General features: G+C 66.4%; 18 protein-coding genes and 1 tRNA gene. 6 read left to right on the forward strand and 13 right to left on the reverse strand.

Translation table 11 applies throughout. From position 1 onward, the window contains the following. Positions 1-681: 681 nt before the first annotated feature. From GVV04_RS07610 to GVV04_RS07650, 9 genes are all read right to left on the reverse strand, one after another. Positions 682-1,968 (reverse strand): pentapeptide repeat-containing protein, encoded by a 1,287-nt coding sequence (locus GVV04_RS07610; RefSeq protein ID WP_201752999.1) that lies wholly within the window; start codon positions 1,966-1,968, stop codon positions 682-684. A 309-nt stretch (positions 1,969-2,277) separates the two neighbouring features. Further along, the gene (locus GVV04_RS07615; protein ID WP_161685963.1) at positions 2,278-3,714 is read right to left on the reverse strand and encodes a tyrosine-type recombinase/integrase; all 1,437 of its coding nucleotides are present in this window, start codon (positions 3,712-3,714) and stop codon (positions 2,278-2,280) included. Then, positions 3,711-3,896, reverse strand: coding sequence for a helix-turn-helix transcriptional regulator (locus GVV04_RS07620; RefSeq protein ID WP_030329852.1), 186 nt, complete (start codon positions 3,894-3,896; stop codon positions 3,711-3,713). The genes GVV04_RS07615 and GVV04_RS07620 overlap by 4 nt, the downstream gene beginning before the upstream one ends. Continuing rightward, positions 3,893-5,653 (reverse strand): replication initiator, encoded by a 1,761-nt coding sequence (locus tag GVV04_RS07625; RefSeq protein WP_161685965.1) that lies wholly within the window; start codon positions 5,651-5,653, stop codon positions 3,893-3,895. The genes GVV04_RS07620 and GVV04_RS07625 overlap by 4 nt, the downstream gene beginning before the upstream one ends. After that, positions 5,650-6,228, reverse strand: coding sequence for a DUF2637 domain-containing protein (locus GVV04_RS07630; protein ID WP_161685967.1), 579 nt, complete (start codon positions 6,226-6,228; stop codon positions 5,650-5,652). Before GVV04_RS07630 ends, GVV04_RS07625 begins: the two co-directional genes overlap by 4 nt. After that, positions 6,225-6,416: a hypothetical protein gene (locus tag GVV04_RS07635; RefSeq protein ID WP_161685969.1), complete on the reverse strand. Its 192-nt coding sequence runs from the start codon at positions 6,414-6,416 to the stop codon at positions 6,225-6,227. Before GVV04_RS07635 ends, GVV04_RS07630 begins: the two co-directional genes overlap by 4 nt. A gap of 5 nt (positions 6,417-6,421) precedes the next feature. Continuing rightward, a complete protein-coding gene (locus GVV04_RS07640) occupies positions 6,422-6,676 on the reverse strand; it encodes a hypothetical protein (RefSeq protein ID WP_161685971.1) in 255 nt (84 codons plus the stop codon). Then, a complete protein-coding gene (locus GVV04_RS07645; protein ID WP_161685972.1) occupies positions 6,673-8,262 on the reverse strand; it encodes an FtsK/SpoIIIE domain-containing protein in 1,590 nt (529 codons plus the stop codon). Before GVV04_RS07645 ends, GVV04_RS07640 begins: the two co-directional genes overlap by 4 nt. A 301-nt stretch (positions 8,263-8,563) precedes the next feature. Then, a complete protein-coding gene (locus tag GVV04_RS07650; protein ID WP_161685974.1) occupies positions 8,564-8,959 on the reverse strand; it encodes a transcriptional regulator in 396 nt (131 codons plus the stop codon). A 495-nt stretch (positions 8,960-9,454) separates the two neighbouring features. On the opposite strand from GVV04_RS07650, the gene GVV04_RS07655 reads away from it, so the two are divergent. Then, complete coding sequence (locus GVV04_RS07655) at positions 9,455-9,883, forward strand: hypothetical protein (protein ID WP_161685976.1); 429 nt, start codon at positions 9,455-9,457, stop codon at positions 9,881-9,883. On the opposite strand, the gene GVV04_RS07660 is transcribed toward GVV04_RS07655, so the two are convergent. The 3 genes from GVV04_RS07660 to GVV04_RS07670 form a co-directional block, all read right to left on the reverse strand. Next, a complete protein-coding gene (locus GVV04_RS07660; protein ID WP_328822253.1) occupies positions 9,873-10,649 on the reverse strand; it encodes a glycosyltransferase family 2 protein in 777 nt (258 codons plus the stop codon). The genes GVV04_RS07655 and GVV04_RS07660 overlap by 11 nt on opposite strands. Then, the gene (locus GVV04_RS07665; protein ID WP_328822254.1) at positions 10,637-11,449 is read right to left on the reverse strand and encodes a GntR family transcriptional regulator; all 813 of its coding nucleotides are present in this window, start codon (positions 11,447-11,449) and stop codon (positions 10,637-10,639) included. The genes GVV04_RS07660 and GVV04_RS07665 overlap by 13 nt, the downstream gene beginning before the upstream one ends. A 158-nt stretch (positions 11,450-11,607) precedes the next feature. After that, complete coding sequence (locus GVV04_RS07670; protein WP_235965727.1) at positions 11,608-11,934, reverse strand: precorrin-4 C11-methyltransferase; 327 nt, start codon at positions 11,932-11,934, stop codon at positions 11,608-11,610. Between the two features lie 887 nt (positions 11,935-12,821). On the opposite strand from GVV04_RS07670, the gene GVV04_RS07675 reads away from it, so the two are divergent. The 3 genes from GVV04_RS07675 (at position 12,822) to GVV04_RS07685 (ending at position 17,004) form a co-directional block, all read left to right on the forward strand. Next, the gene (locus GVV04_RS07675; protein WP_161685982.1) at positions 12,822-13,244 is read left to right on the forward strand and encodes a GntR family transcriptional regulator; all 423 of its coding nucleotides are present in this window, start codon (positions 12,822-12,824) and stop codon (positions 13,242-13,244) included. Between the two features lie 518 nt (positions 13,245-13,762). Next, the gene (locus GVV04_RS07680; RefSeq protein ID WP_161685984.1) at positions 13,763-16,540 is read left to right on the forward strand and encodes an HD domain-containing protein; all 2,778 of its coding nucleotides are present in this window, start codon (positions 13,763-13,765) and stop codon (positions 16,538-16,540) included. Beyond that, positions 16,540-17,004 carry a hypothetical protein gene (locus GVV04_RS07685; protein WP_161685986.1) on the forward strand — a complete coding sequence of 155 codons (465 nt, stop codon included), beginning with the start codon at positions 16,540-16,542 and terminating at the stop codon, positions 17,002-17,004. The genes GVV04_RS07680 and GVV04_RS07685 overlap by 1 nt, the downstream gene beginning before the upstream one ends. A gap of 912 nt (positions 17,005-17,916) precedes the next feature. On the opposite strand, the gene GVV04_RS07690 is transcribed toward GVV04_RS07685, so the two are convergent. Next, positions 17,917-18,000 (reverse strand) — tRNA-Tyr (locus GVV04_RS07690). A 151-nt stretch (positions 18,001-18,151) separates the two neighbouring features. Between GVV04_RS07690 and GVV04_RS07695 the strand changes: the two genes are divergently transcribed. Both GVV04_RS07695 and GVV04_RS07700 read left to right on the forward strand, forming a co-directional pair. After that, on the forward strand, positions 18,152-18,646 hold the full coding sequence (locus GVV04_RS07695) for a YajQ family cyclic di-GMP-binding protein (protein ID WP_161685988.1): 495 nt from the start codon (positions 18,152-18,154) through the stop codon (positions 18,644-18,646). Positions 18,647-19,049: 403 nt separating this feature from the next. Continuing rightward, on the forward strand, positions 19,050-20,465 hold the full coding sequence (locus tag GVV04_RS07700; protein ID WP_161685990.1) for a DUF7507 domain-containing protein: 1,416 nt from the start codon (positions 19,050-19,052) through the stop codon (positions 20,463-20,465). Positions 20,466-20,496: the final 31 nt, after the last annotated feature.

Consider the following 20,496-nt stretch of genomic DNA (forward strand, 5'->3'; position numbering starts at 1 on the left):
CCCTCGCAGAGCGGATTCCTGGACGTAACGTATTTGCCGATCGACCCCTACGTCGCCAGTAGCGCGACCCGGACGCCGGTCTTCACCGTGGTGCCCGTCGGCGCACGGCGGTAGTGGAACGCACCGGCGAGCCCACCCGCTCACCGGTGCGCCAGCCGTCCTGACTGCGCTGAAGCGACAGGCTAATCCGCAGCGTCGCCCCAGGTGAGCCGGCCGGCGGCAAACCGCCCCCCGGTTTGCCTTCGGAGCCGGACCGCCGCCCCGAGCCCGCTGGTCCAGAGCGGCCGATTGCGGACAGGCGGCACGGAAGCCGAACGGGTCGGCCAAATCACGCCTCAAGCTTCCGACTGCCACGCCAGTCCAACCCCCGGGACTGGCTTGCCACCGGCCCCACCTGCCGCAGGCGAGTCAAACCGGTGCGCCCCTCAGCCGCCCACAACCAGTCGTCAACGGCTGGAACGAGCCGGACCCCGCCGGACAAACGAAAGCAGCCCCGATCAGCATCTCTGCTGGTCAGGGACCGTTTTCGCACCTGGTGGCGGGTGAAGGATTCGAACCTTCGAAGCTTTCGCGACGGATTTACAGGACGCCCGTGATCTCACTGCGATCGGTGGCGCTGAGCTGCTACTTCTTGTCGCCAAGCCCGAGCCATCCGACCAGCCGCCCGCCATCTGCCCATGCTCACAGGAACAGCCCGTCGGGAGGATAGGCAACAGGCAAAGCGACGAACTCGAACGGCAGGACGATAGCCGCCCTATCAAGCCGCACCTGCCCCCCACTGAATCTCGTCCCGTCGAAGGAGACCTCCCCGCCACTGAACTCCGCCCCATCGAAGACCACCCGCCCGCCACTGAACGCCGCCACGAAGAAGGAGACCCGCCCACCACTGAACCTCGCCCATTGGAAGGACACCACCGCGCCACTGAACTTCGCCTCGAGGAAGACCACCCGCCCGCCACTGAATCTCGTCCCGTCGAAGGAGACCTCCCCGCCACTGAACTCCGCCCCCTCGAAGGACACCTCCCCGCCACTGAACTCCGCCCCGCCGAAGGACACCTCCCCGCCACTGAACTCCGCCCCGCCGAAGGACACCTCCCCGCCACTGAACTCCGCCCCGCCGAAGGACACCTCCCCGCCACTGAACTCCGCCCCGCCGAAGGACACCAACCCGCCACTGAACCTCGCACCGTCGAAGGACACCAACCCGCCACTGAACTCCGCCCCGCGGAAGGACACCAACCCGCCACTGAACCTCGCACCGTCGAAGGACACCAACCCGCCACTGAACTCCGCACCGCGGAAGGACACCAACCCGCCACTGAACTCCGCCCCGCGGAAGGACACCAACCCGCCACTGAACGTTGCATTTGAAAAGTCGGCACCGTCGAAAACGGCACCAGTGAAGTCAAAGTCGAGGCCGCCCCAGGATGTTGTTTCCTCCGCAGAACTTAGATGGCTGCCGATGAGTCGGGTAACCGTATGACGCACCTCTCGCTCCTCCCGAGCGGCCCGGGTCGCCTCCGCGTCCGCGATCGGCACTTGGTCGTCAGCCTGCGTTGGCCCCTCGCTCAGAGTCTTTGGCGGCGGCGTGTAGGGCAATCGGAGGTACCCGCAGAGGACGTCGATGCAGGTCTGCCGCCCCTCCCGCCAGTCATCTGCGAGACCAGCCATGGCGTAAACCCCGGCCAGTCGGACCGCCGCCTTCTCCGACCCGAGCTGCTCGGACGCCTTGGCGAAGCGTTCGTTGAACAGGCGGACAACGTTGCGGTCAGTCTCGACCTTTGCCCGTTCGTCGGCCGCCTCTGCGAGAGCCTTGGTCACTTCGGCACGCAGATCAGCGGCCTGCGCCAGTTGATGAGCGAATTCCGCCAGCGCGTTCGTGTGCTCCGCTACCCGCTGCCGACGGTAGGCGACCACCAAGGCGGCGACACCACCGATGCCCGCCACAACGGCGAAGACGAGCTTCAAGAGGTCGAACAGCGTGGCCGCTGTGACGCTTGCACCCGCTCAAGGCCAGGCCAACCGGCGAAGCCGAGCGCCGCAGCAATCAGGCCACCGACTAGCAGCAAGGCAGTTGCGACAGCCAAAGCGATTGACCGACGGATACCCCAGAGGCGCAGCTCTGGCACGCGACTATCACTGGCTGGAATCGAACCAACCGTGACGCGGACCTCGGACCGGGTTGAGTCATGCGGTGCGGGCAACTCCACCCCCTCCTTTTAGCGCACCTCGTCCACAACAGTTCTCAGCGGGACGCTGTCCAGGCCAACAACAACGTCATCCGAGGGCATCGCCGATTTTGTCGTTCATGGTGTCGTCGCCGCCGTCGATGCAGTTGGCGTAGACGCGGAGCAGGACGGCGACGCCGTGGCCCAGGCGCCGGGCGACCTCGGTCGGTGGGACGCCGGCATTCAGCCAGAGCGAAGCCGCCGCGTGGCGCAGGTCGTAGGGCCGGCGGACGAGCGGCGAGGCGACCTGCGATTCGGTCAGCGCCTTCTCGCGGGCGAGCTTCCACCACCGGTCGTAGACCGACTCAGAGAGCGGCCCCCCATGCAGCCCCCGAAAGAACCGACCATCCTGACCAACGCCGTGATTCTCGACGTGCGCGCAGAGCAGCTCGACCAGTCGGGGCGGGATCGGGACCGTACGGGTCTCCGACCTACCCCGATGTTTGAGTCCACGCCGCTCGTGGGAGCCACCGTCGTCGGTCCAGTGCGACCCGGCGCGCGGCGAAGTGCCGGCCAGCACCAGGCGGCCCCAGCGGTATTCAATTTTCTCGTGGTCGCATGACCGGGAAGGCTTCACCGCCGCCAGGTCGTCGAAGTCAGTACCGCAGTCGGCGCACCGGCCGGGAAGGTCGCAGTCTTCCCGCCGTAGGTCTGCGGCTTCCGAGGGACGCATGCCCGCGTAGTAGAGGCAGCCGAAGAAGGCCGTGACCTTGTCGGCGCGTTTGCCGAGAGATTTCACCGCCTCCAGCAGCATGGCGACCTGGGCCGGGTTCGCCACCACCCGCCGGTCGATCGACTGCGCCACCTCGGGGGCGGTCCACTGGACCCGGTCGACCGGGTTGGAGGCGATCAGCTCCAGCTCGACGGCGTACCCGAGGGCGTTGTAGAAGGTGGCCCGCTTGCGCTGGACGGTGGAGGCAGCCGCGGGCTTGCCGTCGAGGCGTACGCACAGGCTGTCGAGGAGCCGGCGGATCATTGCGGGCGAGTCCAGCTCGACGACCGGGAGCGAGGCGGTTTCCAGCCAGGCGAGGGCCGCCGCGTGGGCGGGCGGGATCTCGTCGGACCAGCGGCGCGGGTTGAGGCCGTAGAGGTACAGCGCCTCACGGAGTAGGGCGGCATCCGGTCGGCCCCGCTTCGTCGGCCGGGTCAGGGTCACCGTGATCGAGGTCAGCGCCTCGACGATCGACCGCCGGGTCTTGGCCGCCGCCCGGGGCCACTTCATCTCGACGTACGCGCGGCTGTGCGCGTACCAGGTGGTGGGGTTCTTGGTTCTCGCCTCGGAGACCGGGCGGCCGGTGGCCGGGTCGAAGGGCTCCCCCGCGTTGGCCGCCTGGACCAGATCGGCGCGGAACGAGTGCGCCAGGGCCTTGGTACGGAACATTTCCTCGAAGCGCTGGTTGCTCACCGCCCAGCGGACCCGCCAGGGTCGAGCCTTCCGGTCGGCGCGCTTGCCGATCTCCCAGATCTGGACCTCGTAGCTCTTCACGCCGCGTCCTGCTCCAGGTCCCCGAGCCACCGGCCCAGCGCTGACCGGCGGACCCGCAGTTGCCCGTTCGGGAGCTTGATGACCCGTGGTCCCTTGCCGGTCTGCCGCCAGTAGAACCAGGTCGAGCGCGGTACGCGCAGCTCGGCGAGCACTTCCGGCACGGTCAACAGCTCCTCGTTCAACGTGATCCCTCCCCGTGGTGCTGTGCGCTGTGCTCAGTTGCCGAAAGATCTGGTGGACCATGGGCGGCCCGGTCCTTTGCGGCGAGCAGTTCGGACCGCCAGCGGGCGCGTTCGCTGATCGACCGCATGAGCCGGTGGGACAGGGGTCCCACGTCGGGGTCGTCGGGTCGGGCGAGTTCCCAGGCGTGCCGGACCCGCTCGGGTGTGTCGGCCTGGTCGTCGACGAGCTGAGCGCCGTCGGTGGTCGTGCCGAGCAACGCGCGGACCCAGGCGCGGGCGTCGTGCTTGTGGTCGGCGAGGGTCTTGCCGGACCAGTCGCGGGAGACGAGGATGCGCCGGCCGCCGATGCCAAGGGTGTCCCGCTGATGGACCTTTCCCTTGCAGCGCCCCGGTTTGAGCCTCGCGTGTGCCTTCTTCGGCTGGACGCCGTAGAGCAGCCAGTTGGCGCACCGGTCGGTGCACGGGGTGACCCGCAGCGCGTGCCAGAGCCGGTCGAGGTGCTTGCGCTGCCGGTCGGTGGTGGCTTTGTGGCAGTCGCCGGTGTGCTTGGTGATGTACTTCGTGACGTACCGGATGGTGCGCTCTGCGTCGGCGGTGCCGGGCATGACGCCTCGGGCGTCGACCTGGGCGCCGAAGCGGGCGACGTGCGCGGGTTCGGCGTCCGGGTCCTCGTCGAGGGCGTCGAGGGCTTCCGTCCAGGTGGTCAGCGGGTGGTGGGTGTCCGGGTCGACCCACGTGGAGGCGTCCGCGTCCCAGACCGGGGGTCGGTCGGCGGTGTACCGCTGGACGTCCACGCTCGGCCACCACACCTGGTGGTAGGTGGCCGCCGCCACGGTGCGCAGGGTGTCGCGGGGAATGGTGCCCCGGATGGCGAAGTGCGCGTGTGGGGCGAGGCGGCGTTGGGGCTCGACGCAGCCGGCGTACTGGACGTTCCAGCCCTCACAGCGACGCAGGTTCTGCCAGAACCGGTCGAGGAGCCGGGGGAAGTGGACGGCGTCCCAGGCTGCGCGGCGGTAGTCGTACCGGTCGGGGTTGACCGGGGTGCCGTCGGGGCGGACCGGGCCGTAGGAGTCGAGGGTGAGCGTGAGCCACATCGACGGCCGGTAGGTGGAGCCGTCCGACGCGGTGTAGGTCTTGCCGACGGTGCGCCGCTCGACCTTGCGCCGGGGCAGCTCGGGGGCATCCTGGCGCCGCTTGGTGGAGCGCTTGCGCCGGCGGCCGGTGTCCTCGTCGCCCTGGTCCTCGTTGACGGCCGCGTGGGGTGGTCCGACGCGACCGCGTAGACCTTCGGCGGCGATGGCTTCTTCAACCTCGCGGATGGCCTCGTCGAGGTCGGCGACTTGGTCCCACTGGCTCGCTCGTACCGCCTCGTCGCGGGAGAACTCCAGGTGTGCCCGGAACAGGATCAGTGACTTCTGCGCCTCGGTGGCGGGTTGCGGGCCGGGTAGCGGTTCGTCGTCGCGGTGCCAGCCCTCGCGGATCTGGGCCTGCCGCAGCCGGCGGTTCTTCTTGGCGCACGGCGCACACTTGTCCTCGCGGGTGGCGCCGCAGGGCAGGTCGATGACTTCGGTCAGGCCGGTGTCGAGGTCGGTGCGTCGCATGGCCAGGGGGCGGACGCAGACGCCGTACTCGGCGGCGATCTGCTTGAGTACGTCGACCGAGCGGGGTAGCGCCATGCGGGCCGCCCGCGACCCCGGTCGGGGAGCAGCAGCCGGGGTCGGGGCGGGTTCGAGGCCGGGCAGGGTTGCGGCGGTCATCGGATGATCCCGACGACGTGTGGCCGGTTCGAGTGGATGACGCCGCGTGGAGGCAGCACCACTGCCGGGGCGGGGACGACAGCCGGGGCCGGGACAGTCGGCGGCGCGGGGGCGGCCGGACGCTCGGGTTCGGGGTCGGTGGTGACCTGCTCGGGCACCTCGTACCGGTCGGCCGGAGGTTGGTCCGGTTCGGGAGCCGGCGGGGTGGCCGGGGTGTTGGACAGGACGACCTTGACCAGGGCGAGGAACGCCAGGGAGGGCACGGCCGCCACGGTCCAGCCCCACACCGAGGGTTCCGCTTCGGCGACCTGGGCGGCGAGGGAGAGCAGCGCGAACCCGACGAGCAGCGAGGCGACCAGGCCGACCGGGCGACGTGCACGGCGGCGGGCGCGGAGTTCCAGGCCGAGGTAGATGGCCATCAGTTCGACGGCGACGGCGTTGGCCCAGCCGATCCAGTCGGGTTGGCCGTGGGCTACGGACAGGTCGTGGACGTGGGTGAAGGCGGCGGCGCCGGCCATCGTGCCGATGGCGAGCAGGATCACCAGGCGTACGGCGGATTCGGTGCGCTCGGTCATCGCCACTCCTGCAACGGCTTCTCGCGGATGGTCAGGTCGATGCGGATGCGCCGGTCGGCCATGTCGGGTCGGCGGTTGACCATGTGCGCCAGGCCGTGCAGGGCGGCGGCGGTCTGGTCGGCGGGGCCGACGAGCCGGATGCGCAGCGGACGCCGGAGCCGGTTGATGAGGCGGGTGAGGGGGTTCATGGTGGTTACCTCCGGGCCGGTCGGATGTCGGTGCGGATGTAGTCGGGAGGGGTGCCGAGGGCGGCGACGGCTTCGGAGAGGCAGCGCCACAGTGCCCACGCCTCGTCGGGGGTCAGGGACATGCGGCGCCGGCCACCGCCAACGGCGAGATAGACCGGGTACGGGTCCGGTCGCTCGGGGTCGACGCGCACGGAGACAGCCGTACTGCTCGCTCCGTCGGTGGCGGGGGCACGGAGCCGGTAGAAGGTCGAGGTGGTCACTGCGGCTCGCCCCCGTCGGCGTCGAGGATGTCGCGCAGCGCGTCGGGCAGCAGTGGCCCGCGATGTGGCCGGGGCAGTGGCCGGCGGATCGGTTCGGGGGTCGACTCGCGGGCGACCTGGGCGAGGATGTCCGCCGCGTCGACCGGGGCCGGGTACTGGCGGGCGAGGTCGCGGATGTGGTCGTCGGTGACGTACGAGAACCGGACCCGCAGGGGTTCGGGGGTGCCGTCGAGGATCACGTAACCGACGCCTTTGGCCCAGCGGGGCATCTGGTCGGCCAGGGCACCCCGGTTGCGGGCGCCGTCGCCGAGGACCATGTCGACCTGAGACGCCTCGGTCAGCCCGAGCGCGATGCGGGTCGGGAACAGGTCCCGGAACGGCAGCACCTCCTTGCGCGGGTCCTGCAACGCGGCCACCACCAGGACCCCGACCCCGGCCCCCTGCGACAGCAGCAGCCCCAGCGAACCGGCGATGCGCTTGCGCAGGTCGACGTCTTGCAGGTACGCGGTGAGCGCCGCCATCTCGTCGATGACGACCACGACCAGGGGGTCAGCCTCGGTCGGGGTGTGGACGCGGACCGTTCCGGCGAGCCGGGCCTGACGTTCCCGCATGACGGTCACGGCCTCGTCGAGGAGGTCGGCCATGGCCTCGAAGGACTTGCAGGCGAACCGGGCGAACATCGGCCGGCCCATGGCAAACTCCATCCCGCCCTTGGGGTCGATCACCCAGAGCCGGACCAGGCCGGAGGTGATGCCGCCGGTCAGCGAGCGGACCAGGGACCAGAGCACCGAGCCCTTACCGGAGCGGGTGGCCCCGCCGATGAGGACGTGTGTGGCGAGCAGGTGCAGTGACCATGTGCCGAGGTCTTCCCGCCGGGCCAGGGGCAGGGCGGTGAGGTCGGGGACGGCCGGGGCGTCGAACGGTGCCACGACCGGCCGCAGGGCATCGGTGCGGACGAGCACCAGGTAGACCACGGTCGGCCGGTCCCGGAACCGGACCCGGTCGACCAGGCCGAGCAGCAAAGCCCCGTAGCCGGTACGGGTCGGCGGGTCGTCGGGCCGCTCGGAGTAGACGCGGGCGTGTCGTCGGCCGAAGGCGTACGCGAGGTTCGCCGTGACCTTCTGGAAGTTGGCCGGGGTCTGACCCCGGACCATGCGGATGGTCAGCACGTCGAGGGCCTGATCCGAGCGCACGCGCAGCAGCTCGGGCAGGACGGCCCGATGGTCGTACGTCTCGGCCAGGCCGCACAGGGTCATGGCCTCGTGCCACGCCCGCCGGTACACGAAGACCTGCCGGAACCGGCCGAGCAGCGGCCCGGCGCACCACCGCCACCAGGACGCCTCATCACGCCACCGCCAGATGGCTGACACAGCCGAGGCCAGGGCCAGCGGCACGACCAGGCCCGGCCAGCCGTGGTCGGCGTAGAGGACGACGGCGAGCACGGCCAGGGCGACGGTGAGCGGGTGGCGCAGGCACCACCAGCAGCCCTGGGCCAGCCAGCGCAGCACCAGGGCGAGCACGACCAGCCACCTGGGCAGCGCGATCCGCTTGGGCCGGATCACCAGCAGATCCCCAGCGGTCGTCATGAGCACCTCACCGCGAGGCCGACGCATCATCGCGCACCCCGCAGCGACACGAACCGGCCCGACGAGTCCCGGACCGGGGGAAACGGGAGGACCAACTGCCCGATACAGCCGTCACACCGGCCGTCGGCACCGGTGGCCGGGTCGAACCGGGACTGACACACGCCGCACCGAGGCTGGGCCGGGGCAGGCGAACGCCTACGCTTGGACACGTCACTACCTCTCTCGTCAGAGCAGGGGGAAGAGACAGAGGGCGGGGCTGCCGTCCGCCAAGACCTGACAGCCCCGCCCCCACCTGATGCGGCTACGCCGCCGCCTTGTTGGTCACGCCCGCCGGGGCGCGCATCCCGGTCGCCCGCAGCGAGTACGCCATCCGGCCGGTGTTCGACACGTACGGCGTGACCGTCATGCCCTCGAACTCGACGCCCTCGAACGGGGCGCCCGTCGGCGGGACCGGCTGGTAGTCCGCCGAGATCTTCACCGTGGTCTCCCGGGAGCGCTTGCCGAGGTCCGGGTCTAGGTCCATCACCCGCACCTGCCACACCCGCTGGCCGGTCAGCTTGTCCTTCGCCGGGGACCGCCGGCCCGTCTTCTCGTCGTAGTCCTCCACCTCGCCCAGGGACTCGGGCACCAACGCGCACCCCGCCGGGAACACGTCCTCACAACGCACGGCGAACCTCGTACCGCCACGCAGAGCCATCGCTCAACCTCCAGGTCGTTGACATGTCTGCCAAGTTGAGACTCCAAGGTAGACGGCACTTGGCAGACAAGTCAACAACCTTACTGGCGACGCTTTGCCCGAATAGAGCATGATGCGCCTATTGCCTGCTATTCTCAAACTTCAGCAGCTAAATAATGAGACCGTGAGGTATCGCATTCGCGTCGACCGAGAGTAGAAATAGCGGGTTCGAGTGCCGACAATCCGCTACCCAAATGACAGTCATCAATCTAATTGATGCCGAGTCTGGCACTTGCGCTCGAATCGACTACCCCTGTACCTTCCTGGGTGTCGCAGGGGCGACGTTATCGGAGTTCCACGCAAGGGAGAGTTACATGCTTTCGGTCAACGTCTCGTTTACCGCGCCCATCATTGTCGTGGTTTGCATTCTGTTGCTGCTCATCAGCCTGTGGCCGGCAGCACATGGGGCCATCTAGGCGGCAGGTTGGGCGTTCCAGAGGTGGGTAGGGATAAGGCATGGAGAACGGCAAGAATGAGGACCACTCACGCCCGGTCGGAATGAGCGATAAGACTGTGGAGGCGCTGGGCGAGTTGAGTAAGGCGCTGGAGACGATTCACCGGGTGCGCGGGCACTTGTACTCGGCGCACCAGCTCGTTGGCGGCGCGGATCTCACCCTCGATCGGGTGGTAAAGCTGCTCCGCGAGGCAGGACACGACGAGGTGGCCGACCGGGTTAAGCACGAACTGTTGGGGCGCAACGTGCTACCGGGCCGGTGGACGTTCCAGATCGTGGAGGAGTTCGACGACGGGTACTACGCGGCGTTCCAGGAGATCGAGCGGGACGCCCGAGAGAAGCTAGCCAGCGGACGGCGGCACATCTACGAGGCGGAGATGAAGGAGCGGCGGCGTACCCACGGGATGCCGGGGCACGAGGCTACGCCGTAGCGCCGCGCTCGAAGCCGTTCGGGACCATCGAGGCCAGGGCGTTGGCTCTGGCCTCGATGATCCTCATCCGCGCCTGATACTCAGCCGGTTCCCGGTGCGCGGCCTGGCTGGTCACCTGGCCGGGCCACTTGCGGTAGAGCAAGCCGTACTCCCGAGTGAAGTAACCCTCGCTGACCGCGTTGGCGGCGAGCAGAAGGCCGGTGTCCTCGGAGGCGGGCAGGGCCATCCAGCCGCCCAGGGCGAAGACGAGATCCCGGCGCAGGCACAGCGTCGCCGGGTGCACCGATGCCCGGTAGTCGTTCGCCTGCCAAAACGACAGGACCGCACCGCGGTCGATGAGCCCGCCAGCGGGGTCCTTGTCCCAGCCGGCGGTAGACCCGTCGGGCAGCAGATCGAGTACCCGCGAGGTGGTCCAGCCGATCTGCGGGTGCGCGTCGAACGCCGCGATGTCCCGGGCGAACGAACCGGGGGTCAACTGGTCGTCAGCGTCCAAGACCTTGATGAGTTCCCCGGACACTCGGGAAAGCGCGAGGGTACGAGCAACACCAGGCCCACCGGGACGGCCAGTGCCGAGACTGATCCGGGGATCATCGGGCAGCGCGTCGACCAGTGCGCCGGTCTGTCCGTCTTCCTGGACGAGCCATTGCCAGTCCCACCCGGCCGGCATCTCCTGCGTGACCAGGGAGGCGTACGCGCCAGCGAGGTACTCGATGCTGGGCACGTGGACGGGGGTGATGACCGAGACGAGCTGCGTCAAGCTTTCCACCGCTGAAGTTTGTGGGAGTAGACAAGCTCGGTGCGGTCACCCGGCATCACCACGTCGGCGACCTCGACGACCCGGCCGGTGGTGTCGACCGAGGTCTTCCGCACGGTGAGCACGGAGACGCCCGGGTCGATGTCCAGCAACTCCGCCTCATCGGGCGACGGCGGACGCGCCCGGATCTCGTCGTCGATCCGATCCAACTCGATGCCGAGCGTGTAGAGCTGATGTTGCGTCCCGCCCGGCCACGGTTCCTTGCCCTCGTCGAGCAGGTCGGGGTTCGCGGCCACCAGGTCGTACGGCAGGTAGGAGTACGACACGGTCAGCGGCGCGTTCTCGTGCCGGGAGGACGTCCAGTAGACCCGGCGCAGCAACGGCGTGCCCGGCTCGACGTGCAGGGCCGCCGACATCTCCGCATCCGCGTCCACCCGGGAGTACTCGGCGTGGAACTTGAGGTCATCGACGGTCAGGCCGGTGTCGTGCTCGGTGGCGCCGGTCTTCAACCGCTCGGCCTCGTCGAGCAGGACCCGATCCTTCTCCCACTGGTACCGCTCGGTGTTGCGACGGCGTACCCGCTGGCGGGGTGCCCGCACGTAGGTGCCGCGCCCCTGCTCCGCCCGGACCAGGCCCCATTCCCGGAGCTGCCGGATCGCATTGCGCACGCTCGTGCGGGACAGGCCGGACGACTCGGCCAACTCAGTCTCGCTCGGCATCAGGGTGCCGGGCGCCATCTCCCCGCCCATGATCTTTACCCGCAACTCTTCCGCGAGTTGCAGGTAGCGAGGGCGCCAGTCCCGGCCATGCACACCGGCCACCGTACCGCCTAGACGTTCCAACGTCTGCCAGGCGGTCCCCCCGGCCGGCCGCTCGGGAACCGGAGGAACCGTTACCGCTGCTCGCGGTGACTGCGCCCGGCGTGGGCCAGGAGTACGAGGGGCAGCTACACCCCGGCGGTTGCTCGCGTTCACCGCGTCTCCCCCGTCTGTCCGCGACCACCGGCCGGCGCCCGCATCATCTGTCGCGCGTGCGTCAGCTCCTCGATGAGCCGGTCTACCTGCGCCGCCGACAGGAGGACGGCTTGGGTTGCGCCGTAGCGGGTCGCGTCGAGCTTGACCGCCAGGTCCCGCCGCGCGAACCGGTCGACGAGCAGTTGAACGCTGATCCAGCCGGTCCGCTCCCGCCCGATGGTCGCGAGAAGCCCTCGGTGCATCGGGTCGTTCGGCCCGCAGCCCCGGCACCACACAGGGCACACGACCGGCGCGATCGACGACGGCGGCCGGCCCTCCGTCACGGGCTCACCTTCACTCATCGTCGGCCCCCTGGTGGCTGGCGGCTTGCGCTAACAACCCGCGAAGCTGCTCGACAAGCTCAGCCGCTTGGAGCAAGGACAACTCCGCCCAGGCGTTCCCGCCCCGGCACGTCGCGTGAACCCCAACCATGGGACCCAGAGCATCGCAACCGATGAGGTAGGTAGCGACGAGTCCGCCTGCCCGTTTGTCGCCGACGCGGTGCATCGGGCCGCGATGACGGCGGGCCATGTGCGCCATCACTGGCGGCACCAGGTAGCCGCAGCGATCCGGGGTGCACCAGTCAGGGTGGCTCGTGACATCGGCCGGCTTACTCGTGCGCCTCATCGCGGCCACCGCCCACCGTTGCCCCGCTCAGCCTGGGCCAACGTCATCAGCGGCGCGTACCGCAGCACGGGCAACTCACGCGTAGGACCCACGGACCACCACGGCGAGGGCAGGACGGAAGCCGTGCGTGGACTTGACGGGGTGTTGCTTGCGGCCCGGATCGGCGTACGTCTCCGAGGCCACCAGGACGAGAGCCAGCCGCGCCGACGATGAGAGCCGGACATCGCACCTCCACAGGTAGGGGGGCCGGTGGCCAGTCACGGGGGAGGCGGCCGGCCACCGGCCCGGATGAAGGCACGGCGCACCGTCCGACACAGACGGGTCGGGTATCGCCGAGCCAACTTGTACGCGCGGCTACCGCAACCGGTCCAACAGGACGCCGCGCATCAGATGCGACCAGGGCCGGCACGAGGCCACCCCTGACACGAGCCGTCACCCTGGCCGCACACCAGGAAACGTACCTACAAGTGGATGAGTTGTCCATACAACAAAACGGGTGGCTTGGTTGGCACTTGGTAAGACAAGTGCCAGGTACGGTAAGCAGGTGCCCACCCCGCACTACGGACAACCCCGCTACCGGGTAATCGCCGACGAGCTCAGGAAGCGCATCGAGAGCGGCGCCATCCCGCCCGGAGCTCTTTTGCCCGCCGAGAGCATGCTCACCGCCGAATTCCGAGCAAGTCGCGGCACAATCCGGCAGGCCATAGCCGTTTTGCGAGAGGATGGCGTGGCGACCACCGAACACGGTAGGGGCACTTACGCAAACGCCTACACCTACGATCACAGCCCGGATCGAAGTAGCGACCTAGAAACCAGGCAACGCGAGGTTGCTGCCAATGCAGAGCTAGCAGCCCTATTCGGTGTCGAGGTTGGAGCGGCTTTGATCGAGCGCGAAAGTGTTAGGCGGAATGGAACAACGGTGGTAACGGTCGTCAGGGCCTATCGGCCGCGTACGACAGGTCATTAGAAGTATCGGGTCTCAGCAACCTCCGTAACAGCTCATCTGGGTTTCGTGAGCATCTTCCATACGTTGTCAGGGGCGACCGACGCCCGGGCCGATCGAGCCACCGCTAGGGCGGGGCCCGCACTCCCCTGCGCTCCGCTTCGGCCAACGCAACAAGCCCAGCGGCTGGCGCAGACAGGCAGGGAAGCGCGCGCCGGCCGCGTCAGCGAACGGGTAGGCAGTCACGGAAGTGCCGGCGGGGGTGTCCCGCATCCAGGATGGCGGAACACCGCAGGCTGTCGCCCCTCATGGATGGCCATCCCGCCGCCAATGCCCGGGACAAGTCAAGCAAACCACCGCCCAGCCAACCAGCCTACAAACCTGCGCCAATGCCCGCTTAACATGGCGGAGGGGGCGGCGGCCCGCTCCCGATAGGGCGGGTTGACGGCAGACAGGGATGACTAGGTTGCGACTAGGTGAACACCTAAGGCGCGATTGATGATACCTTGGGAGGCCGCTGTCCACTTCGGACCATTCCAAGCGTGAAATCTCCCGCCAACCTCATGGAGGATCTCGTGAGTGAGAGTGCCATTCAGCAGACGTCGCTCTGGAAGCACTCCTTTGAATCGGACACATACTCGGCTTCCCAGGAGGCTGCGAACCGCCTGCGCCAGGGCTTCACCGACATGCGCATCAAGGCCCGACTGCTGGCCAACGAGATAGCTCGGGATCTGCCAGACTTCACCGGCCACGACATCGATCACATCGACTCAATATGGGAGACTGCGGACACCCTAGCAGGACAATCGGTCGAGCTTAACCCTGCGGCTGCGTTCGTATACGGTGCGGCAGCACTGACACATGATCTAGCAATGAGCCGTGCTGCATACGTAGTGCTGGGAGAGGGTCTCAGAACTCAGCCTGAGTGGCCTGACCGCTTAGCATCCAAGCTGCGACAGGAGTACGGTCGTCCTCCGCATCCCTTTGAGTTAGTGCAGCCACCAGAAGAACTTGCTAAATCTGCTGAGAACGGCATGCTTCGCGAACTTCACGCGAAACAAGCGGAGAATCTACCGCTGGGCCACTGGCGAGGACTCGATGGGTCCGAGCATTACCTCATCTCTGATTCTGACCTTCGATCGACCTTCGGGCGCCTAATTGGCCGACTCGCCGCCAGCCATCATTGGCCCCGCGACATAGCAGTCAAAGAATTCTCCAAATTTGTCGGGGCACCTGCCTTTGCTCCCGCTGGCTGGAAAGTTGATCCACTGCTAATCGCGTGCATGCTGCGTACCGCTGACGCAGCGCACCTCGATGCCTCAAGAGCCCCGGACATTCTTGCGGCCGTGAGGGGGGTCGCCGGCAGCAGTCGCGATCATTGGATCTTTCAGCACAAAATGCAGAAACCGTACCTAGAGAACGGGAAGCTAATCTTCACCGCTCCCGCAGGGTTCAGTGACGAGGAGATAGACGCTTGGTGGCTAGCCTTTGACATGATCCGCATAGTGGATGAGGAACTACGCGGAGTGGATAGCATTCTGGCGGCAAGCGGAAGGCCCCGACTCTCAGCGAACGCGGTCGTTGGCGCAGACTCTCCCCGGTCCTTTGGAGAGCTAGCAGAATGCATAGGCTGGGAACCTGTTGAAACGCATGTCCAAGTGACGGACGTAGCTGGTCTTGTGCGCCGTCTAGGGGGCACGGAACTGTACGGACAGGACTCTCTCGCGCCACTACGAGAAATTCTGGCTAATGCGTGCGACGCGGTAAAAGCTCGCGAGGCGCTTCAGAACTATCGTGGCGGCCATTTTGGCCAATCGCACGTCCGAATCAGTCTAGAGTCGGCCGAGGACGAAATTTGGCTAGAGATTCGAGACAACGGTATCGGGATGTCGCCAGAGGTGATGAGTGGCCCGCTACTAGATTTCGGGTGTTCGTCGTGGCTCTCTCCCACCGTGACGCGAGAGAATCCCGGCCTACTTGCGAGCAGATTTGCACCAACCGGCCGATTCGGTATTGGGTTTTTCTCGGTCTTCATGTTGGGAAACAGAGTGAGAGTCGTCTCCCGTTCGCTTTCGGCGGCGCGAGAGTCAACGTGGATCCTAGACTTCGGCAGCGGCCTGGACAGACGGCCAACGCTCCGTATAGCAAAAACAACAGAGGTCCTCGACGAGCCGGGAACACTGATTCAGGTACTGCTCGACGGTGATCTACTGGATGAGGAGGGGCGGCTTACATTTGAAGTTGAGCGTACATTTGACGAACACGTGTTTACATCTATTGCGGGAGGATCATTAGCGAGAATCGTGCGCTACGTAATGCCAGCTCCCGAGGCGAACATTTGGGTTAAAGAGCGCTCTTCCGGTCAAGCAGTTCAAATTATGGCAGCTAATGACTGGACCGCTGTAGATGGCGAGACGTTGTTGTATCGAATCTTAGGTGGTTGGGCTGACGTAGACGAGATGACAGAGGATAATAGCGATAGAAAGCTCGTTAGCGTAGTCAAACGTTACGGTTCGATGCTTGAAAACATTGCTAACCCAGACGGCACGGTAGTCGCACGCATTTGCGCCGTAGATGAGATCGCGATATCGGTTATCGGGTGGGCCGGTCCGCAGTTGTCATGTGTAACTGCCGGGGCAGCGAGGACCGCGACCGGAGCATTCGGCATTGTGGGCCTGATGCTAGGGTCACCGACGCGCGCGGCTCGCGACTCTGCCCTCCCTGTGATCTCGACCGAGCGAATAGCGGAGTGGGCGTCACAAGAAGTCCAGAAGGTGGAGACTCGGCACCTCGATCGCCGGCAATTGTGGTGGATCGAAACCTTTGCTGAGGCTATGCGGGTTCTGGGCGGAAGTTATGAGTCTCTTCCGTTCTGGAAAGTATGTCAGGATCGACTTAACGAAGAAGAGCTACGCCATTGGCTGCGCTCCCGTAACGATATTTACGTCGTACATCCTGTGCACAAGTTGATCAGGGTCGGGATGACGGACCAATACGCCGACCCAATCTCTGGGACAATTTGGTTTGAGGATGGGTCGCGACCGGCATTGAGGAATGCCACACGTCGCTGGCCCCTCCCGAACGCAGACGAAACCCTCGATCCTGGAACGCTTTTTGAAAGAGCAGTATCGGACGCTTGGGGCATATCTTTGGGAACCGTCGCCGCCTATCGCAAAAAGCTCGAAGCTGTAATAGTCAAAGTAGCCGAGCACGACGGAAAGGACATCGTCGGCGAGGCAGAGCATCTTGTCCGGAGTGACCTTGTGGAAGCCGATGCTAGTACTGAAGAACACGTCTCTGTCCAGGAGAGGCGGCAGTAATGCCATCCGACGCTTCGAATACAACCGAGTTTCAGGTTGAACGCTACAGGTTCATTCTGCAACAAATTCATGCAATCAATGAGAACGTCTATCGCTTCCTAGCAATCTACCAAGCGCTTACAGTCAGCCTTGCCTCTGCCGCTCTCGCGCTTATGATTGGATACAAGAAATGGGGCATCGATGCCGGGTTAGCCAGAAAGGGGGTCGTCGGCCTGGCCGCACTGGTCACAGTGGTCGCATTATTTGTGATCTTTTTGATTGTCGTTGGTATCGCATCGTGGATTGATTATCGGCGCGAGGAGTGCACTCTCTCAGAGAAGGTGGTTGGGCCAGGCTTCCGCGCTGCCCCGAGTCTTCGAAACTGGTACAGGTGGTATGAAACCTTTGTAGTTCTGTTCGTACTCACCACGACGCTGTCAGCCTGGATCGGTGTACTCGCTTTCATACTGCCTGCAATGAAATGAGGTATTGTTGCTTTCGGTTAGGACGGCCGCAGGAACAACTCTCGCTGATGCGGATATCAGTATCCAAAGTGCGGGTGGGGGTAGCGGACGTAAAAGAGGATTAGTTTAGGGCGTCACTTGTTGCTCCCTAAACGGGCAGCAGGGGCCCGGAGGAACTGCTGCGCCTCGCCTGCCCGGAGGAATTGACGGACGGCAGCCGGTTGACGAGACCTAGGCTAACCAGATCGCACCAGCGGACCCAGAGGCTGCCATCAGGTGCCCCGCTGTTTGTACAGCTCGGAGAGCCGGATCTAACGTTTTTCTGGAAAGGCCGATAGGCTGGCAAAAGCTCATCGGTATATGCCGATCACGCGTCGCATTCTTTGCCGGAAGTCCATAGTATTCAGGTAGAGATGTGCGTCTAGTCCCACCACACTGCTGCCGATTTCTTCTGTTCTGGATCAAGGCGCCGCGCTCCGCGCGGCGCGGGCGGGAAGCCGGCCGGCGGCAATCCGCCCCGGCCGCCTCCGGCACCGGGGCGGTGAGCCACCGACACCCGCCGGCCGCCGCCCCGTACGGCAGCACAGACGCCTCGACGACCACCAAGCGGTACGGAAGCCGAAGCGGTCGGTCTGATCGACGGTCGGGGCTTCCGACTGCCGCGCCAGTCCAACCCCGGGACTGGCTTGCCACCGTCCCGCCCACCGCAGCCGAGTCGCACCGACGCGCCCCTCAGCCGCCCACAACCCGCCCGGGGCGCGCAAGCCCACACGCTCCCACCAACCCCGGCCGAAGAAGCCTCAGCGGCAAGATCGACCTGCCCACTATCTGCCCACAACCAGTCGTCGATGGCTGGACTCAGCCGGACTTCGCCAGACAAACGAAAACGACCCCCGATCAGCATCTCTGCTGGTCAAGGGCCGTATTCACACCTGGTGGCGGGTGAAGGATTCGAACCTTCGAAGCTTTCGCGACGGATTTACAGTCCGCTCCCATTGGCCGCTCGGGCAACCCGCCAGGGCGTCACCACCACGCTATGCGCGGCAGCGGAGCCAAGGATAGCGGTTGCTCCCGGGTCCGGCGCAACCGGGTACCGTCAGGGCGTCGTGCCGCTGGTCGGCGGGCGACGCGTACGAGCACTGACCGCCCGGACAGCAGGAGCATGAGCATGGCAGCGAATCCGTCGTTCGACATCGTGAGCAAGGCCGACCGGCAGGAGGTCGACAACGCCCTCCGCCAGGCGGAGAAGGAGTTCGCGACGCGGTTCGACTTCCGGGGCACCGGCGCGGAGATCTCCTGGTCGAGCGAGGAGGCGATCAGCCTCCGGGCAGAGACCGAGGAGCGGGTCCGGGCGGCCCTGGACGTCTTCAAGGAGAAGCTGGTCAAGCGGAACATCTCGCTGAAGTCGCTCGACGCCGGCGACCCGCGTCCCTCCGGCAAAATCTTCAAGATCGACGCCAAGGTGATCCAGGGCATCGACTCGGACAAGGCCAAGGTGATCAGCAAGAAGATCCGGGACGAGGGCCCCAAGGGCGTCCAGGCGCAGATCCAGGGCGACCAGCTCCGGGTCACCGCCAAGAAGAAGGACGACCTCCAGGCCATCATCACCCTGCTCAAGGGCGATGACTTCGGCGTCGCCCTTCAGTTCACCAACTACCGCTGACGCGGTGGCGACCGGCCACCACCCTCGGGGGCCGGCCGCCATCGGTACGCGGCGACAACTGCGCGCCCGGTAGCCGCCAAAGGCGTGGCTCGCGAGTACCGCATCCCGTCCGATCCAGGTTCTGAGCCGAAGCGGCACGGGTCGGGACGGAGGCCGTAGCCCGTAGCCCGTGTCGCCGGTCCGGGGCCTCGGGGGCCTTTGGTCCGGTGTCGACGGGCTCGCCGCGCACGAAAAGACTCACGCGGGCCGTCGTCCTCGGGACCTGGATGGGGTAGCCGAGGCGATTTGGTGGCAGAAGCGCACCTTTTTCCATCTAGCGGGGGATTTCACCTTCCCCTGCGTGACGCGCATCTTTTACTACTCGTTGCCCCCCTTGTCAACAGTCCACGACACGGGGGAACACATGAGCAAGACCTCTTCGCCGCGCATACGAGCCGGCGTCCGCGTACGACTGGCCGCCTTCACGCTGCTGGCCGGCGGCCTGCTGCTCGCGGCCGGCTCGCCGGCCGTTGCGGCGCCGCCGATCAACATCGACCCGGGCAACGTGCCGACGACGGCAGCCCAGTTCACCCAGAACTGCGACCCCAAGCTCGGTGGTGGGCCCTTCCCGAACGAGGACGCGTGGGTCTTCAACCTGCCGGGCAACCCGCACACCAGCGGCACCTTCCAGTCGGTCACGGCGACGTTCAGCACGCCGAGCGGCACCGTCACGAGGACGATCCCTGCCGCTCCCGACAGCGGCATCGTCAATGACATGGGCACCAGCAAGGCGTGGGTCCGGCTCCCGGCTGGTGGGACGCTCACCGGCGCCAGCGCGGTGCTGGTCTCCGGAGGCGCACGCTCCTTCGAACTGGTCAGCACCTGTGGGGCGAGGCGACCGGCGGACCTGAAGCTGGGGCTGACCAAGACCGGAACCCCGTCCACCGGCGTACAGGCCGGTGACAAGGTCACCTACACCTACACGGTGACGAACCAGAACACGGGTATGACCTACCCGATCACCGTCACCGACATCACTGTCACCGACGACACGGTCACCGGCATCACCTGCAAGGCCACGTCGCTCAAGCCGGGGGAGAGCACCACCTGCACCGGCACGTACACCGTCACGAAGACCGACGTGACCAAGGGCAAGATCGTCAACACCGCCCAGGCGACCGGGTTGTTCCACCGGCAGAAGGTGCTGTCCGACTACGCGACGTTCACCGTGACCACCGAGCGGGTCGCGCCGAAGCAGAGCAGCCTGTCGATCGACAAGAAGGCTCGGGTCGAGTCGGACTGCCGCAACAAGTGTGAGAACGACGGCTTCGCGGCGAAGGGCGACAAGATCTTCTACACCTACCGGGTGGCCAACACCGGCACGGTCGCCATCACCGACGTAGCCGTTTACGACCGGAAGGCCGGTCGGGTGGTCTGCAACAGCACCACGCTGGCACCGGGCACGAGCACCGACTGCCACGCCGTCAAGCCGCATGTGGTGACCTCGGCCGACGTCAAGGCCGGAAAGGTGGTCAACACGGCCCGCGCCATCGGCAAGTTCTACCGCAAGGTCGTGGTCTCCGACCCCGTGACCGTCACCGTCTGCATCCGGGATGGCAAGTTCGACCACCGGCACGACGGCAAGGACGACGACCACGGCAAGGACGACGACCACGGCAAGAACGACGACCACGGCAAGAACGACAAGGGCGGCAAGGAACTGCCGGTCACCGGTGACAGCTCCGCCGGTGTTCTCTCCCTGGGTGGCGGCCTGCTGGCCGCCGGCGCGCTCCTGGTCGGGGCCAGCCGGATCCGCCGCAGGGTGGGCATCCAGGTCTGACCGGTACGTCAATCAGGCACTCCGGGCACCG

The organism is Micromonospora rubida (genome assembly GCF_009908295.1).
Lineage (GTDB): Bacteria > Actinomycetota > Actinomycetes > Mycobacteriales > Micromonosporaceae > Micromonospora > Micromonospora rubida.